Annotated in this window: 18 protein-coding genes; 12 read left to right on the forward strand and 6 right to left on the reverse strand. The window is 70.6% G+C overall.

Annotated elements, in window-relative coordinates:
- Positions 1 to 46 precede the first annotated feature (46 nt).
- The 5 genes from CFK39_RS08820 to CFK39_RS08840 all read left to right on the forward strand — a co-directional run bounded on the left by CFK39_RS08820 (position 47) and on the right by CFK39_RS08840 (position 5502).
- Positions 47 to 1291 (forward strand): ROK family transcriptional regulator, encoded by a 1245-nt coding sequence (locus tag CFK39_RS08820; protein ID WP_089065154.1) that lies wholly within the window; start codon positions 47 to 49, stop codon positions 1289 to 1291.
- Positions 1281 to 2117, forward strand: coding sequence for an ABC transporter permease (locus tag CFK39_RS08825; protein WP_245822386.1), 837 nt, complete (start codon positions 1281 to 1283; stop codon positions 2115 to 2117). The genes CFK39_RS08820 and CFK39_RS08825 overlap by 11 nt, the downstream gene beginning before the upstream one ends.
- The gene (locus CFK39_RS08830; RefSeq protein ID WP_245822387.1) at positions 2114 to 2902 is read left to right on the forward strand and encodes an ABC transporter ATP-binding protein; all 789 of its coding nucleotides are present in this window, start codon (positions 2114 to 2116) and stop codon (positions 2900 to 2902) included. Before CFK39_RS08825 ends, CFK39_RS08830 begins: the two co-directional genes overlap by 4 nt.
- 67 nt (positions 2903 to 2969) lie before the next feature.
- Positions 2970 to 3971, forward strand: a complete 1002-nt coding sequence (locus CFK39_RS08835; protein WP_089066355.1) for an aliphatic sulfonate ABC transporter substrate-binding protein — start codon at positions 2970 to 2972, stop codon at positions 3969 to 3971.
- 79 nt (positions 3972 to 4050) lie between these two features.
- Entirely contained in the window at positions 4051 to 5502 is a 1452-nt protein-coding gene (locus tag CFK39_RS08840) for a sulfatase family protein (protein WP_089065156.1), read from the forward strand.
- 9 nt (positions 5503 to 5511) lie between these two features.
- On the opposite strand, the gene CFK39_RS08845 is transcribed toward CFK39_RS08840, so the two are convergent.
- On the reverse strand, positions 5512 to 6186 hold the full coding sequence (locus CFK39_RS08845) for a histidine phosphatase family protein (RefSeq protein ID WP_089065157.1): 675 nt from the start codon (positions 6184 to 6186) through the stop codon (positions 5512 to 5514).
- A gap of 97 nt (positions 6187 to 6283) precedes the next feature.
- Here CFK39_RS08845 and CFK39_RS08850 point away from each other — a divergent pair, with 97 nt between their 5' ends.
- Together CFK39_RS08850 and dhaL are read left to right on the forward strand one after the other, a co-directional pair.
- A complete protein-coding gene (locus CFK39_RS08850; protein WP_089065158.1) occupies positions 6284 to 7282 on the forward strand; it encodes a dihydroxyacetone kinase subunit DhaK in 999 nt (332 codons plus the stop codon).
- A gap of 10 nt (positions 7283 to 7292) precedes the next feature.
- On the forward strand, positions 7293 to 7961 hold the full coding sequence (gene dhaL, locus CFK39_RS08855) for a dihydroxyacetone kinase subunit DhaL (RefSeq protein ID WP_089065159.1): 669 nt from the start codon (positions 7293 to 7295) through the stop codon (positions 7959 to 7961).
- A 42-nt stretch (positions 7962 to 8003) separates the two neighbouring features.
- On the opposite strand, the gene CFK39_RS08860 is transcribed toward dhaL, so the two are convergent.
- Positions 8004 to 8150, reverse strand: coding sequence for a hypothetical protein (locus tag CFK39_RS08860; protein WP_157697121.1), 147 nt, complete (start codon positions 8148 to 8150; stop codon positions 8004 to 8006).
- Between the two features lie 53 nt (positions 8151 to 8203).
- Positions 8204 to 8632, reverse strand: coding sequence for a hypothetical protein (locus CFK39_RS08865; protein ID WP_157697122.1), 429 nt, complete (start codon positions 8630 to 8632; stop codon positions 8204 to 8206).
- Between the two features lie 233 nt (positions 8633 to 8865).
- Between CFK39_RS08865 and CFK39_RS08870 the strand changes: the two genes are divergently transcribed.
- Positions 8866 to 9684, forward strand: coding sequence for a sulfite exporter TauE/SafE family protein (locus CFK39_RS08870; protein ID WP_089065162.1), 819 nt, complete (start codon positions 8866 to 8868; stop codon positions 9682 to 9684).
- 87 nt (positions 9685 to 9771) lie between these two features.
- On the opposite strand, the gene CFK39_RS08875 is transcribed toward CFK39_RS08870, so the two are convergent.
- The gene (locus CFK39_RS08875; RefSeq protein WP_089065163.1) at positions 9772 to 10731 is read right to left on the reverse strand and encodes a helix-turn-helix transcriptional regulator; all 960 of its coding nucleotides are present in this window, start codon (positions 10729 to 10731) and stop codon (positions 9772 to 9774) included.
- Positions 10732 to 10853: 122 nt separating this feature from the next.
- Between CFK39_RS08875 and CFK39_RS08880 the strand changes: the two genes are divergently transcribed.
- From CFK39_RS08880 to CFK39_RS08890, 3 genes are all read left to right on the forward strand, one after another.
- Positions 10854 to 11429 carry a mycothiol transferase gene (locus tag CFK39_RS08880; RefSeq protein ID WP_089065164.1) on the forward strand — a complete coding sequence of 192 codons (576 nt, stop codon included), beginning with the start codon at positions 10854 to 10856 and terminating at the stop codon, positions 11427 to 11429.
- A gap of 48 nt (positions 11430 to 11477) precedes the next feature.
- Positions 11478 to 12095, forward strand: a complete 618-nt coding sequence (locus tag CFK39_RS08885) for a DinB family protein (protein ID WP_089065165.1) — start codon at positions 11478 to 11480, stop codon at positions 12093 to 12095.
- Between the two features lie 412 nt (positions 12096 to 12507).
- Positions 12508 to 13221, forward strand: a complete 714-nt coding sequence (locus CFK39_RS08890; RefSeq protein ID WP_089065166.1) for a hypothetical protein — start codon at positions 12508 to 12510, stop codon at positions 13219 to 13221.
- 43 nt (positions 13222 to 13264) lie between these two features.
- Here the strand turns inward: CFK39_RS08890 and CFK39_RS08895 are convergent, their stop codons facing one another.
- Positions 13265 to 14095 carry an IclR family transcriptional regulator gene (locus tag CFK39_RS08895; RefSeq protein WP_089065167.1) on the reverse strand — a complete coding sequence of 277 codons (831 nt, stop codon included), beginning with the start codon at positions 14093 to 14095 and terminating at the stop codon, positions 13265 to 13267.
- Between the two features lie 142 nt (positions 14096 to 14237).
- Between CFK39_RS08895 and manD the strand changes: the two genes are divergently transcribed.
- A complete protein-coding gene (gene manD, locus CFK39_RS08900; protein WP_089065168.1) occupies positions 14238 to 15485 on the forward strand; it encodes a D-mannonate dehydratase ManD in 1248 nt (415 codons plus the stop codon).
- 24 nt (positions 15486 to 15509) lie between these two features.
- Here manD and CFK39_RS08905 read toward each other — a convergent pair whose 3' ends face one another.
- Complete coding sequence (locus tag CFK39_RS08905) at positions 15510 to 16016, reverse strand: hypothetical protein (protein WP_157697123.1); 507 nt, start codon at positions 16014 to 16016, stop codon at positions 15510 to 15512.
- Positions 16017 to 16170: the final 154 nt, after the last annotated feature.

Below are 16170 nucleotides of genomic sequence, written 5' to 3' on the forward strand. Positions count from 1 at the left end.
GTCGAACTCTGGACGGAATTAATCCGGGTGGATATCGTGCCACCTCATGGGACGGCAACGAAGCGCCAAGGACCAGCACCGCGACGCGGTGCTGGCTCTTCTGCATCGCGGCCATGAGCTCACCCGCGGAGAGATCGCCGAGCAGCTCGGCCTGACCCGCACCACCGTCTCCGACCTGCTCGTCTCGCTGCGCGGCGACGGCATCGTCACCGTCAGCCATGACCGCCCGTCGGACGGCCGCGGACGCCCCGCCGAGGTGCTGCGGATCCACCCGGGCGCAGTGCGCTACATCGGTATCGAGTTCACCCACATCGCCGTGACCGTGTGCCTCGCCAACGCCGCGGCCGAGATCGTCGCCTCCGGCACCACCCGCTACGAGCACGGGACCGGCTGGGAGTCCCGGGTGCAGGCCGGGGTCGCTCTCGTGCATGCACTGACCATCGACGACGTGCACCTGGCACAGCTGGCGGGCATCGGCATCGGCCTGCCCGGCCCCAACTCCGCCAGCTGGCAGGGCTTCCACCGCAGCGATCGGATCGCCGAGCCGTTCCATCTCGTGCGGGCCCGGATCCGTGAGGTGTTCGGCGAGGAGTTCGCCGCCCCCGTGCTCGTGGACCACCACATCCGCTTCGCCGCGCAGGAAGTGGCGGCCGCCGAGGGCCGGGTCGACTGCAGCCTCGTCTACCTGCGGCTGTCCACCGGTTCCGGAGGCGCGGTGCTGGGGGACGGCAGCGCTTGGCGCGGCAGGAATCTGCTGGCCGGCGAGATCGGGCACATGATCGTGGATCACTCCGAGAGCGCGCAGATGTGCCGCTGCGGCCGTCGCGGGTGCCTGGAGACCGTCGCCTCCCACGAGGCGGTGCTGACCCGCTGGCGCTCCCTGAACCCGGCCGCCGTGCCCGCCGCTGACGACGCCTGCTTCGAGCAGCTCCGCGCCGCCGTCGCGGCCGGCGAGGAGCCGGCGATCTCGCTGGTGGGCGAGCTCGCCGAGACCGTCGGCCGAGTCGTGGGCATCGCCTCGCTGGTCATGGATCCGGACCAGATCGTCATCGCCGGCGAAGTCGGCGCACTGCTCGCCCCCGTCCTGCCCGTCCTGCGCGAGGCCGCCTGCCGAGAGACCCTCGGCGGCGAGACGCTGCAGATCCGCATCGTCACCACCGATACCGAACAGGGGGCTCGAGGAGCGATCACCGTATTGCGCGCCCAGGACTCCCTCTTCGATCTCCGCACCCCTGACCGGCTCAGTCCCGTCAGATCCGTCGACCTCGCTGGAGGAACCCGTGTCCGCTGATCCGAACTCCACCGTGGCGGAGGCACCCGGGTCCGACCCGGCGGCCAAGACCGCCGCCGCACCGACCACTGCCAGACGTCGCCGGCCGCCCAGCATCCTCGCCCTGAACATCACCACGGTGTTCCTGGGCCTCGCGATCTGGTGGGCGATCTCCCTGACCGGGCTGCAGATCCCCAGCCCCTTCGCCGTGGTCGCCTCCGCGATCGACCTCGCCCAGCGCGGGATCCTGCTCGAGGACGTCGTCGCCTCCCTGCGCCGCGTGCTCATCGGCTTCCTGCTGGGCTCCGCCCTCGCCATCCCCGTCGGCTTCCTGATGGGCTGGTACGGCTGGGCGCGCGGACTGCTCGAGCCCTGGGTGCAGTTCTTCCGCACCATCCCGCCGCTGGCGATCATCCCGCTGGCCATCGTGCTGATGGGGATCGGCGAGCAGCCCAAGATCTTCGTGATCTTCCTGGCCGCGTTCCTCTCCTGCGTGATCTCGACCTTCCAGGGCGTGGTGCAGGTGGACCGCACCCTGATCAACGCCGCCCGCGTGCTGGGCGCCAAGGACGGCACCATCTTCGTCCGGGTGGTCATCCCCGCCTCCACCCCGTTCATCCTCGTGGGCATGCGGGTGGGGCTCGGTGCCGCCTGGGCCACCGTGGTCGCTGCCGAGCTGATCGCCGCCCAGGAGGGCCTGGGCTACCGGATGCAGCACGCGCAGATCTACTACGACCTGCCCACCATCTTCGTCGGCATCATCACGATCGGCATCTTCGGCCTGCTCATGGACCGCACCCTGCTGCTGATCGAAGCGAAGCTGACCTCCTGGCAGGAGCGCCGATGAACCAGCGACAGAGAGCAGCATCGATGACCGACCAGAAGATCCAGGTCCAGAACGTCTCCAAGACCTTCGAGGTCGGCGGGGAACGCTTCGACGCGCTGGGCGACGTCAGCCTGACGGTGCGGGAGAACGAGTTCGTCACGGTCGTGGGCCCCTCCGGCTGTGGCAAGTCCACGCTGATGAACATCCTCGCCGGCCTCGAGGAGCCCACCGGCGGCACCGCCCATGTGGACGGCATCGAGGTCGATGGGCCCAGCCCCGAGCGCGGCGTGATCTTCCAGCAGTACGCCCTGTTCCCCTGGCTCACTGTGCGGCAGAACGTCGAATTCGGGCTGAAGACCGCCAAGGTTCCCGCCGCGGAGCGTCGACAGCGCGCCCAGCACTTCATCGACATGGTCGACCTGAGCCACTTCGCCGACGCCCTGCCCAAGACCCTCTCCGGCGGCATGAAGCAGCGCTGCGCCATCGCCCGCGCTTACGCCATGAACCCCTCGATCCTGCTCATGGACGAACCCTTCGGAGCGCTCGACGCCCTCACCCGCGTGCGGATGCAGGAGCACCTGCTGCAGACCTGGGAGCAGGAGAAGCGCACGATCATGTTCATCACCCATGACGTCGACGAAGCGGCGTTCCTCGCCAACCGCGTCGTGGTGATGGCCGCCAGGCCCGGTCGCATCGACCGCATCATCGACGTGGATCTGCCCTACCCGCGCACCGAGCAGGTGCGCCTCAGCCCGGAGTTCAACACCATCCGCAACGAGATCTGGACTTCCGTCTATCACCAGTGAGGGTGCGGCACCGACGCCGCGCCCTCAGCCCCTGACCAGTACCCCAACCCCAATGGAGTGGATCATCATGAACGTTTCTCGTCGCACCCTGCTCGGCGGCCTCGCCGCCCTTCCCGCCGTCGGCGCCCTCGCCTCCTGCGGCTCCTCGGACTCCGGAGGCTCCGGGGACACCACCAAGATCACCTTCGGCTACACCCCGGACTTCAACGGGGCCAGCCTGCTCGCGGTCGCCGAGGAGAACGGCCTGTGGGAGAAGGAGGGACTCACCGCCGAACCGAAGTCGTTCACCAACGGTCCGCTGCAGGTGCAGGCACTGGGCACCGGTGACCTCGACTTCGGGTACATCGGCCCCGGCGCGATGTGGCTGCCCGCCTCGGGCAAGGCCTCCGTGCTCACCGTCAGCGGCGTCGGCCAGGCCGACCGCGTGATCGCCCAGCCCGGGATCACCTCGATCGAGGACCTCGCCGGCAAGAAGGTCGCGATCCCCGAAGGCACCTCGGGGGACATGATCGTCCAGCTCGCCCTGAAGGAGGCGGGCATGAGCATCGAGGACATCGAGAAGGTGGCGATGGACCCCGCGACGGTGGTCTCCGCCTTCGCCTCGGGCCAGGTCGAGGCCGCCGGCATCTGGTACCCCATGATCGACACGATCAAGGAGCAGGTCCCGGACCTCGTCGAGCTCGCGCAGAACTCGGACTTCTCCGATGTCATGCAGTTCCCGAACGTCATGCTCACCGGCAAGGACACCCCGTCCGAGGACGAGGAGACGACCCTGAAGGTGCTGCGCGTGCTGCGCGCCGCGATGGACTTCCGGGTCGAGAACCTCGACCAGACCATCGAGCTCACCGCGGCCATGATCGACAGCGATACGGAGGCCGTGGCCACCGATGCGAACAATGCGCAGTACTTCTCCGCCACGGAGCTCGACGACCTCATCGCCGACGGCACCGTGGAGACCTGGCTGCAGTCCATGAACGACTACTTCGAGGAGAACGGGAAGGTCGAGGGGGACCCCGTCGCCCCGGCGGACTACTACACCTTCGACCTGTTCACCAAGGCCGGCGAATGACCTGCTCCCCGAGCTCGTGCGCCATGTCGCACGATGAGGTCCGCAGCACGACACCGCACACCTGCAGGAGCATGCCCCGATGACCCGTCCCAACATCGTGTTCGTGATGAGCGACGACCACGCCGCCCACTCGATCTCCGCCTACGGCAGCCGGGTCAACACCACCCCGCACCTGGACCGGCTCGCCACCGAGGGGGCGCGGATGGACGCGGTGTACTGCACCAACGCCATCTGCACCCCCTCGCGCGCCTCGATCCTCACCGGCACCTACAGCCACATCAACCGGGCCCCGTCGATCTACTCCGAGTTCGACTACCGGGTGCGCACCTTCCCCGAGGTGCTGCAGGAGTGCGGCTACCAGACGGCGCTGTACGGCAAATGGCACCTGGGCCGCTCCGAGCGCTCCCGGCCGCGCGGCTTCGACGACTGGCGGATCTACCCCGACCAGGGCGCGTACGTGGACCCGGTGATGATCGGGCCCGACGGCGAGGAGCGGATCCCCGGCTACGCCACCGACATCGTCACCCGGCAGAGCCTGGACTTCCTGGACCAGCGCGATCCCGAGCAGCCGTTCTGCCTGCTGGTCCACCACAAGGCCCCGCACCGGCCGTGGGTCCCGCACCCCCGCTACGACGGGATGTACGAGGCGGGAACCATCCCCGAGCCGGAGACCATGTGGGATGACCACTCCTCCCGCGCCCAGGTGGTGCGCGAGGTGGCCATGCAGCTCGACGACCTGCGCGAGAGCGACTACAAGGAGACGCTGCCGCCCGAGCTCGAGGGGGACGGCGAGGCTTCATGGCGTGCCAGATCCTCGTGGAAGTACCAGCGCTACATGCGCGACTACCTGCGCTGCGTGCAGGCGGTCGACGACTCCGTGGGCGAGATCCTCGATCACCTCGAGGAGAACGGCCTGGCCGAGAACACGATCGTCATCTACACCTCCGACCAGGGCTTCTTCCTCGGCGACCACGGCTGGTTCGACAAGCGCCTGATGCTGGACGAGTCGCTGACCATGCCGATGCTGGTGCGCTGGCCCGCGCAGGTCGCCGCCGGCTCCCGCATCACCGACACCATCTCCAACGTGGACTTCGCCGCGACCCTGCTCGAGGCCGCCAGCGCGGAGACGTCGGAGCTGCCCGAGCAGCAGGGGCGCAGCTTCCTTCCCCAGCTGCGCGGCGAAGAGGTCGAGGACTGGCGCCAGGCCGTCTACTACCGTTACTGGGAGCACGACGACCCCGAGCACCACGCCCCCGCCCACTACGGCGTGCGCACCCCCACCCACAAGTACATCCGGTACTACAACGACGGCCTGGGCAGCCCCGGCTCGTCGGACCGGATCATGCCCGTCGAGGACGAGCTGTACGACCTGGTCGCGGATCCGCACGAGATGACCAATGTGGCGGGCGACCCCGCCTACGCGGAGGTGCTCGGGGCGCTGAAGTCCCTCACCGCCGAGCTGCAGGCCGAGTACGGGGACGCCCCCTACGAGGGCCCGGACACCCCGCGGCTGGAGTGGCCGACGGGCTGAGCAGGTCGCTCAGACGACGGCGTCGGCGTGCTGGTCGCCGGTGACGTCGTGCGCCATGCCGCGGAGCAGATGGTCGCCGCCGATCGGCATGCTCACCCAGTCCTCCAGCTGCCAGCCCTCCTCGGGGTGGCCGGTGAGGGTGACCATGCCGGTGTTGAACAGCGGCCGATCCTCGAGCGAGGCGGCGCCGAGCCCGGCGACCACCGCGGCGAACACCCGGATCGCGGCGCCGTGGCTGACCACCGCGACGGTCGCATCCTGCGCATGGAGCGCCGCGATGTGGCGCAGCGCCCCGGTGTACCGCGCCCAGAACTGGTCGCCGCTCTCACCGCCGGGCACCCCGTCGGTGAACTCGCCCGCGCTCCAGCGGGAATGGTTGTCCTGGTAGGCCGCGACGGCCTCCGCATCCCTGCGCTGCTCGAGCTGCCCGGCGCTGATCTCCTCGAGACCCGCGGTGAGCTGTGGGCTGATCCCGCGTGCGGCCGCCAGCGGGGCCGCGGTCTCATGGGTGCGCAGCAGGCGTGAGACGTGCACCGCGGCGATGTCCTCACGCCGCAGCGCTTCCGGAACCGCCGCGGCCTGGGCGCGGCCCAGCGCGGTGAGCCCGGGCCCGGGATAGGCGGCATCGAGGATGCCGTCCACATTGCTGGGGGTCTGGCCGTGACGGATCAGGAGCAGTCGCATGGCTCGCACCGTACGCGATCCTGCGCCGACCCTCTGCGGCGTGCCTCACAGAGGGATAGCGTGGGGGCATCGGCCCGCCCGGAAGGAGCGCACCACCATGCGTCGCAGCATCGTCAACAATCCCGAGGATCTGGTCCCCGAGGCCCTCGAGGGGCTCATGCTCAGCCATCCGCTGATGCTCGACCTCCACGAGGAGCACCGCTTCATCACCCGTCGCCGTCCCGCCACCGACAAGGTGGGCCTGGTCTCCGGCGGCGGCTCCGGCCACGAGCCGCTGCACGCCGGATTCGTGGGCACCGGCATGCTCGACGTCGCGGTCGCCGGTGCCGTCTTCGCCAGCCCCACCGCCCTGCAGGTGCTCGAGGCCACCAGAGCGGCCGACGCCGGCCGCGGCGTGGTCCAGATCGTCAAGAACTACACCGGCGACGTGCTGAACTTCCGCATCGCCGGGGAGATCAGCGGCGACGACGACGTCGAGACCGAGATGGTGCTGGTCGACGACGACCTCGCCACCGACACCGGGGGAGAGGACGGGCCGGGCCGTCGCGGCACCGCCGCCACCGTCATCGTCGAGAAGCTGTGCGGCGCCGCCGCCGAGGCCGGAGCGAGCCTGGCGGAGGTCGCCGCCATCGGCCGCCGCGCCGCCGGCCGCGCCCGCACCATGAGCCTCGCCCTCTCCGCCGGGACCCACCCCGGCGACACCGAGCCCCAGTTCACCCTCGGCGACGACGAGGTCGAGCTGGGCGTCGGCATCCACGGCGAACGCGGCCGGGACCGCGTCCCCTTCCGCGACGCCGACGGCCTCACCGAGCTGCTGCTGGAGCCGCTGCGCGCCGAGCTCGAGCTGCACCGCGGCGACGAGGTGCTCGCGATCGTCAACGGGCTCGGCGGCACCTATCCGCTCGAGCTGAACCTGGTGGCCCGCTCCCTGCACCACCACCTCGCCGATGCGGGGGTCGCGATCCAGCGCTCCCTGGTCGGCTCCTATGTGACCAGCCTCGACATGCACGGCATCTCGATCACCCTGATGCCGCTGGACGACGAGCAGGCCCGACTCTGGGACGCGCCCGTCCGCACCCCTGCCCTGACCTGGTGAGGAGACCGAGATGACCAGCAACGAGACCCTGCCCGACGACTTCGGCCGCGACTTCATCCGCGGCGTGCACGAGCACCTCGGCGGCGCCGCCGACGCGCTCGGCGACCTCGACCGCCGCTCCGGGGACGGTGACTTCGGCGCGAACATCCGCACCGCCCTGAAGCTCGCCGCCGAGAACATCGAGGCCGACGCTCCCTCCACCTACCGTCAGTGGGGCAGTGCGATGTACATGGCCTGGCTCGGGGTGGGCGGCACCAGCGGGCCCCTGTTCGGCATGTTCTTCCGCGACCTCGCCAAGGCCGCCGACGACCAGGCCGAACCAACCCTCGCCCAGTTCGCCGAGGCGCTCGCGGCCGGGCAGGCCACCATCCAGAAGTACGGCGAGGCGAAGGTGGGGGACAAGACCATGGTCGACGCCCTCGACCCGGCCGTCGCCGCGCTGCGCTCGGCCGTAGAGTCGAGCACGTCGGCGGGCGAGGCGCTCGCCGCCGCGGAGAAGGCCGCCGTCGAGGCCGCCCGGGCGACGGCGGAGACCACCGCGCGCCGCGGCCGCGCCAGCTACGTCGGCGATGCGGCCAAGGGCGTGATCGACCCCGGCGCCGCGGCGATGGCCCTGGTCATCGGTGCCGCCCGCGCCGCTGTCGACGGGGAAGAGGTGGACGCGGGCTGGATCGGGTGAGCCGAGGCCGCGCCTCCCGCGACGGATCGTGGGAGACGCGGATCAGCGGGCGGCGTTCTCGGGGCGCCGGTCCTCGGGCGCCTCTTCGATGATCGCCCGGGCCTTCATCTGAAAGGCATCTGCGAGCTCGAGGAACTGCACGTCCAAAGGATCACGTACGAGCACCCGCTGGTTGTCGCGGGACCTCATGACGACTGTGTACGGCTTTCGAGCGCGTGCGCGCCGGGGCGGATTGTCGATGCTCATTTAGACCTCCTTCGGGTGGCCTGATACCAGAGTCTACGGAACAGACCTGGTGGACCGGTAGAGGGCCTCGGCTCCGCGGCGGCGAGCGTCAGCTTGTCGACGAGCTCGCTGATCAGAATCTCGTTCGCATCCGAGAGCATCTTGACGTCGGCCTCGTCCCATCGCTCGTCGTCGAGAAGATGATTGAGGAGCTGCATTCCCGTGTTCCGCCCTACCTTGTCTTCTTCTCGAGTCAGATCCATCGCGTATTCGACACGACGCCACCACTCGGCTCGGCTGTCGGCTTGTCGCCGGTGGTGCAGGTTCAGCAAAGCGATCGCCGCAGCGACGAATGCCACGACAGCTGTCGCGTACGGGGCGAACGGCTCCAGAAGGCCCAAGAGGTGCGCGATGCCGTCAGCGGTGTCCCGCAGCCATTCTCCCACTCTCATTTCGTCTCGCCTCTGTAGTCAGAGCGGCTCCTCGCCTCCTTGGTGAGCCGTGCGCCTATCGAAGGTGTTCGGCCAGCGTAGGGGCAGAGACCGTGCGACACAGCTGCATCGCTGTGATTGTGGATGCGCCTCGGGGCGCCGCCGCCCATGTGTTCGCGATGTGATCCCGCCGCCGTCACCGCGGACACCTCCGCAGATCCGACAGGGCGCTGATAGGTTCACCCACCATGTCCGACCTCGCCGCGCTCATCCCTGCTCTGGGCGTCGGTCCCTGGATGCTGGTGGCCCTCGGCGCGCTGATCGTCGGCTTCTCCAAGACGGCGCTGCCCGGTGCCGGCACCATCGCCGTGGGTATCTTCGCCTTCGCCATGCCCGCCAAGGAGTCCACCGCCGCACTGCTGCTCCTGTTGATCGTGGGAGACATGACCGCGCTGTGGGTCTACCGGCGCGAGCCCGACGTGCGCACCCTGGTGCGCCTGCTGCCCAGCGCCATGATCGGGGTGGTGATCGGCGCGCTCTACTTCTCGCGGGTCGACGGAGACGCAGTGCGGCTGACCATCGGTGTCATCCTGCTGACCCTGGTGATCCTCACCCTGTGGCGCCGGAACCTCACCCGGCGCCGCGCCGCTGCCGCTGCCCGGGCCGGTGAAGAGCAGACGCCCGTCGCGGCAGGTTCCCAGCCCGGTTTCGCGGCGACCGCGCAGGGCATGGGATTCGGGCTGCTCGGCGGCTTCACCACCATGGTCGCCAACGCCGCCGGGCCCGTGATGTCGCTGTACTTCTACGCGATGCGGATGCCGGTGCTGACCTTCCTCGGCACCTCCGCCTGGTACTTCGCGATCGTGAACCTGTTCAAGGTGCCGTTCTCCGCAGGGCTGGGGCTGATCACCCGCGACACCCTGGTGATGGACGCGATGCTGGTGCCCGCCGTGCTGATCGGCGCGTTCGCCGGCTCGAAGGTCGCCCGGCGGATCCCGCAGAAGGTGTTCGAGAACCTGATCCTGGTGCTCACCGTCGCCGCCGCGCTGGGCCTGCTGCTGCTGTGACGCACCCTCCGCGGGCAGCCGTCCGTGGAAACCCGCTGAGCTGTCCCTCGCTCAGCTGGTGCTGCTGGGTCGCGGCTCCCGCTGCGTCTACCGGTCCGGCGCTGTCCGCACCGAGCCGGCCCACTGCCCCAGCCGCTCGATCACGCCCAGCAGCTCGGGAGGATCGATCACCTCGATCGGGGCACCGACCCAGGCCAGATGCATCACCACCCAGTGCAGCTCATCAGCACCGGCACGCAGGATGCAGGCATCCGGCCCGTCGGTCGTGACCGTGCCGGCCCGAGCCGGCACCTGCGGGGCGATCTCCGCCAGCGGGGCGAGGATCCGCACCGTGATCGCCGTGCGATACCCGCCCACCGTGATCGATTCGCGCACGGTCGCCTCGATGTCCGGGGTAGGACGCTCGGTGATGGCGAAGGTCGAGGCGTGCACCTCATGCATCCGGTCCAGTCGGAAGGTGCGCCAGTCCTCGCGCTGCAGATCCCAGGCGAACAGATACCAGCGACTCTCGACCGACAGCACCCGGTAGGGCTCCAGTCGGCGCTCGCCGCGTTCGCCGTCCGGCTTCTCGTAATCCACCCGGATCCGTCGTCGATCACGCACCGCCGTGGCCAGGGCCAGCAGCACCTCCGCCCGGGCGGAGGGCAGGGGGCGAGCGACCACCCCCAGGGCGCCCGTGACTGCGGAGACCTCCGCCCGCACCTCCGGCGGCAGGATCCGATCCAGTGCGGCCAGCGCCCGCAGGGCCTCGACGTCCAGGCCCTCGATCCCGGAGGAGGCCGTCAGCCGCAGCCCGACGGCCACGGCGACCGCCTCATGCGCGCCCAGCAGCAGCGGCGGCAGCTCCTGCCCCGCACCCAGCTGGTATCCGCCGCCGTGCCCCGCGGAGGTCAGCACCGGATAGCCCATCGCACGCAGGCGGTCCACATCCCGCCGCACCGTCCGCACGGTCACCCCGAGCTCGCCGGCCAGCTCGGGGCCGCTCCACACGGTGCGCGACTGCAGCAGCGCGAGCAGCCGCAGGGCTCTTCGGGTCACATCGCTCATGCACACACTCTGCCCGACTTCGAGGACAGGAACTGTCCGCCCAGGCGGCAACAGTGGTTCCTGCACGCACCGACCGGTCGCCGTGAACCCCGGTCGGCACTCGAGCAGAAACAGAGAACACCATGCCCTTCCTGACCGCAGAGACCACCGACGAGCGCGACAGCCTCGCCACCTTCGCCCAGCAGCAGATCGAGCAGATCGCCACCACCCTCCACGGCCTCGACCGCGAGCAGCTCGCGCAGATCCCGAGCGCCTCCGGGATGAGCCTCGGCGCGCTGGCCCGGCACGTGCTGCTGGTCGTCGAGCGCGCCTCCGGGACCATCACCGCCGCCCCCGAGGCACCCCCGGCGCCCGCCCGCGCCCCCCAGCAGCTCCAGGCCGAGGGCACCATCGCTCCCGACGCCCTGCGCGCAGAGGACACCGCCGACTCGCTGAGCACGGAGCTCCACCGCGCCGGGAAGGAGCTCGCCGCCGCGATCCACGCCGCCGCTCCGGAGACCCGCGGCCCCGTTCCCGGCCAGCCCTGGTTCGAGGGGCGCCAGACCTGGACGATGCGCTGGTACGCACTGCACCTGATCGAGGAGAACGCCCGCCACGCCGGCCACGCGGACATCCTGCGCGAGTCCCTGGACGGCAAGGGCGCCTACGAGCTCAACGCCCTCGTGGCCGGGCAGACCTGGCCACCGCCCGGATGGTGAACGCACCCCCCCCGGACCCGAACCGCACAACTCTTCCAGGAGAACCACATGACCAGTGATGAGACGACCCAGAACGAGCAGCTCCGCGGCACCGGCGGCGACCTGCCCACCGTGCTGCTCGACCAGATCGAGCTCCATGTCCGCGAGCACCTGCGCCCTCGGCTCGAGGGGCTCACCGACGAGGAGTACTTCTTCGACCCCTCCGGCTCCGGCCGTGCCTGGACGATCCATCCGCGCACCCCGGAGGGGGAGCAGCCGCCCACCCCGTTCCAGGGCGGCTCCGGGGCGATGGCGATCGACTTCGAGATCCCCGAGCCCGAACCCGCGCCGCTGACCACGATCGCCTGGCGGCTCGGCCACATCATCGTGGGCCTGCTCGCGATGCGCAGCCACGACCACCTCGGCGGCCCGCCCGCGGACTACATGAGCTGGGACTACGCCGCGACCGCGACGGAGGCGCTGGCCCAGTTCGATACGGAGTACGAGCGCTGGATCACCGGTGTGCGCAGCTGGGACGCGGAGGACCTCCAGGTCGCCGTCGGCGAGGCGGAGGGTCCGTGGGCCGAGCACTCCCGCGCCACGCTCGTCGCCCATCTGAACCGTGAGCTCATCCATCACCTCGCCGAGATCGCGCTGCTGCGCGACCTGTGGGCACACCGGGGGTGAGCCGCAGGGCCCGGCCCGGGGCTGGGCCGCACGGAGCCGGGGTGAGCCGAAGCAGATGCCCGGACCCTGATCGACCCTGCCTCAGCTGTCGCCATGGGGGTGCTGTGGCGACAGCGGGGGCCTTCTCGGCGGATGGGCGCTGGCTGAGCCTGATCGAGTCTGTGTGAGCTGTCGGCGTGCGAGCGCTGTGGCGACAGCTGGGGCGTGCTCGGCGGCGCGGAGCTGGGGCGAGCCGGAGCGGGTGCTCGGGCCCGGGTCGACCCTGCCTGAGCTGTCGCCGTGCGGGTGCTGTGGCGACAGCTGGGGCGTGCTCAGCCGCGCGGGGCAGTGAGATGGCTGCGCACGATCCCGAGTAGATCCCGATTCGGTGAACACTTGCCCGCCCCGGGCCCGCAGGGGGGACGATAAGAGCATGTCCTTCGACCTGGTCCCCGCCGAGCTCCTCGCGAGCGCGCTGACCGCCGTGCTGCTGTCCATCCCGTTCTCCTTCGTGCTCGCCGGCGCCGCCATCTCCGGCCCGCGCCGCACCTGGAACCGGGCCGGGCTGGCGATGGGCATCGGCCTGCTGATCGGCGTGCTGCTCGCCGCGGCGACACTGTTCGCCCTGCCCCTGGGGCCCACCTCGGCGCTCTTGGACATCGGCATGCTGCTGGGGCTGGCCTGCGCGATCGTCGCCGCGGTGCTGGTGATCATCCAGGATGACGGCACGACCGTCTCCACCGTCCTGGGCGTCATCGCCTGCGTGCTGATCGGCCTCGCCGTGCCGGCGGATGCGATGCGCGCGATCCTCAGCCTCAGCTCCTCCGTGCTGGTGCTGATCGCCGCCATGGTGATCGAAGCGGTCGCACTGGCGGCGATCGTCGGCTTCCTGGTCGCCGGTGCGGGCCGTGTGCGGGCGCTGCAGATCGGGGTGGCGGCCGCCGGCATCGTCTCCGCAGTGCTGATCGGGGAGGGGGTGCTGGCGATCCTGCTCCGCGACGCCGCGGGGGTCGCGCTTCCGCAGGCCTCGCTCACCGCCATGCTCATCACGGCGCTGGTCGCACTGGTGATCGGCAGTGTGGTGGGCGGCGTGCTGGACACGGTCCGCAGCCGGCGACAGGTCGAACCGATCCGCGAGCCGCGCTGAGCGGAGCGGGCTCGCGCCTCCGCGTCAGCCTCGCGCCTCTGCGTCAGCCCCGCGGGGGCAGCGCGTAGCCCTGCGGCGCGAGCCGGGTGAGCTCCTCGCGCAGCAGCTGCCCGATCGCTGCGCGACGTGCCGTGCCCATCCGCTCGATCGGACCGGTCACGCTCACCGCGATCGAGCGCCCGCTGCTGCGCGTCAGGGCGACGCCCACGCAGGCGATGCCCGCCTCGTTCTCCTCGACCTCCGCGGACCAGCCGCGACCGGCGGTCTGCTCGAGGACCTCGGCGAGATGCGCCGCAGAGATCACGGTCCCGGTCTCCTCGCCCTCGGTGGCCTGCGCGTACGCGGCCAGCGCCTCGGCACGCACGCCGTCGGCCGCGAGCATCGCGCGCCCCATCGCGGTGCGCGCCGCCGGGGCCCGACTGCCGATCCGCGACCACACCCGCACCGTGCGCTCGGGCTCGACCTTGTCCAGGTAGAGCACCCTCGTGCCGTCCATCTGCCCCAGGTGCACCAGCTCCTGGGTGCGCTGGGAGATGCTCGCCAGCACCGGGGCGAACAGGGTCTGCAGGTTCTCGCCGGCACCGAAGGCCGGGGTGAGGTCCAGCGCGGCCGAGCCCAGGTGGTACTGCTGGTCGCTCGCGGACTGGTCGGCGAAGCCGCGGTGCATGAGCGCCCGCAACAGCCGATGCACCGAGGCCTTGTTCAGCCCGCTCTCCGCAGCGATGTCGCGCAGGGACATCCCCTCGGGGCCGGCCGCGGCGAGGATCTGCAGCAGCATCAGCGCCTTGTCCACGCTGCCGACGGGGCTGGAGCCCGAGGCCGGGTCCGTCGGCCCGGTGATCGATCCGGGAGTTCTCGATTCTGCGGCGGTCATCTCGGGTGCCCCTCCTGCGGTGGAACCGTGTTGCCGGGGTGCCGGCGGATGTCTAGACTCATCACGAACCGCAGAATACGCGTTCCATCATATAAAACACCAGTGGCGTCGTGCGGTCCGTCGCCCGCACCGGAGGACCCGCATGGCCATCGAACGCCTCGACGTGAACGTCACCAGCCCCGGCCGCAACTTCGTCACCGCGAGGATCACCACCTCCGACGGTCTCACCGGCCTCGGCGACGCCACCCTGAACGGGCGTGAGCTCGCGGTCGCCTCCTATCTGCGCGACCACGTCGCCCCCACCCTGATCGGCCGTGACGAGTCGCAGATCGAATCGATCTGGCAGTACCTCTACCGCAGCCCGTACTGGCGCCGTGGCCCGGTCACCATGGCGGCCGTTGCCGCGATCGACATGGCGCTGTGGGATATCGCCGCGAAGAAGGCCGGCGAGCCGCTGTACAAGCTGCTCGGCGGCGCCTCCCGCACCGGGCTGCTCAGCTACGCCCACGCCTCCGGCACCACGATCGATACGCTCAACGATGCGATCCGCGGCTATCTGGACCAGGGCTTCCAGGCGGTGCGGATCCAGGCCGGGGTGCCCGGCCTCGGCCAGATCTACGGTGTCCACGATGCCGCCCCGGGCGGGAAGTACGAGTACGAGCCGGCGGGTCGCGCGACAGTGAGGGCCGGGGGTGCGGCGATGCGGCCGACGGAGGAGACCTGGGATACCGCCGCCTACCTCCGCCACCTGCCCACCGTCTTCGCCGGGGTGCGCGAGGAGTTCGGTCCCGAGCTGCACCTGCTGCATGACGGCCACCATCGGATGACCCCGCTCGAGGCCGCGAAGCTCGCCAAGCGGATCGAGCCCTTCGATCCGTTCTGGCTCGAGGACTGCACCCCCGGGGAGGACCAGGCGGCGCTGCGCCTGGTGCGCCACCACTCGGTGACGCCGCTCGCGATCGGCGAGGTGTTCAACTCCGTCTACGACTACCAGACGCTGATCACGGAGCGGCTGATCGACTACGTGCGCTCCTCGGCCACCCACGCCGGCGGCATCACCGGGCTGCGCCAGATCATGAGCTTCGCCGCGATCTACGGCATCCGCTCCGGCTTCCACGGCCCCACCGACGTCTCCCCGGTGGGTATGGCCGCGAACCTGCACCTGGGGCTCGCGATCCACAACTTCGGGATCCAGGAGTACATGCCGCACTCCGAGACCACACTGTCCGTGTTCCGCACCAGCTACCGCTTCGCGGACGGTCTGCTGCATCCGGGGGAGAACCCGGGCCTCGGGGTCGAGCTCGACGAGGAGGCGGCGGCCCGGCACGCGTACCAGCCCGCCTATCTGCCGGTGAACCGGCTGCGGGACGGGACCGTGCACGACTGGTGAGCGCCCTGGGGCCGGGGTGCCCGGTCAGGCCGCGGGGCCGGCCGTGGCGTGGCGCACCTCGACCAGGCGCAGCACCGCCACGGTGAGGAGCGCGGTCTCTGCGGCGGCGAGCAGCATGAGGGACGGCGTCGCGACGGGGTCGAAGGCGGCCAGCAGCGCCCAGCTGAGCAGCATCGAGAACACCGAGACCAGGCCGGTTCCCATGCCGACCACCGCCAGCACCGGTCGGTGCAGCGCGAGCACGGCGAGGATCGTCGTGGCCAGTGCGGTGAGGAATGCTTGCATCGGCAGCAGCGTGAGCAGGTTGCCGAGGTCGATCGTGGCGGGATTCGGCCAGGACTCGACCGTGATGTCGTCGGTGCGCAGCTTGCCGTCGAACCACGCCATGCGCCGGGTGGGCAACGCGAGTCCCACCGTGGCCAGCCCGCTCGTCACGATCGCGCCCCACGTCGCCAGCCTGCGCGCCCGGGCCGGCCGTCCCCCGGCTGCCCTGACGCTCGACGTCGCCGCCATCCCCTCCGTCGCTGTCATGCCCCGAGGATCGCCTCCCCTCCGCAAGATCGCAAGGCGAGCGCACCGGACCTGCGCAGAAGGCACCATGGGAGTGCCCTCCGCCGCGCACGACGAGAAGGGACCGCAGCCGCCCCCGCCACAACGCGAGGCTCCGGCACCTCGAGAGGAGCCC

Origin of the sequence: Brachybacterium avium, from assembly GCF_002216795.1 — a bacterium.
Taxonomy (GTDB): domain Bacteria; phylum Actinomycetota; class Actinomycetes; order Actinomycetales; family Dermabacteraceae; genus Brachybacterium; species Brachybacterium avium.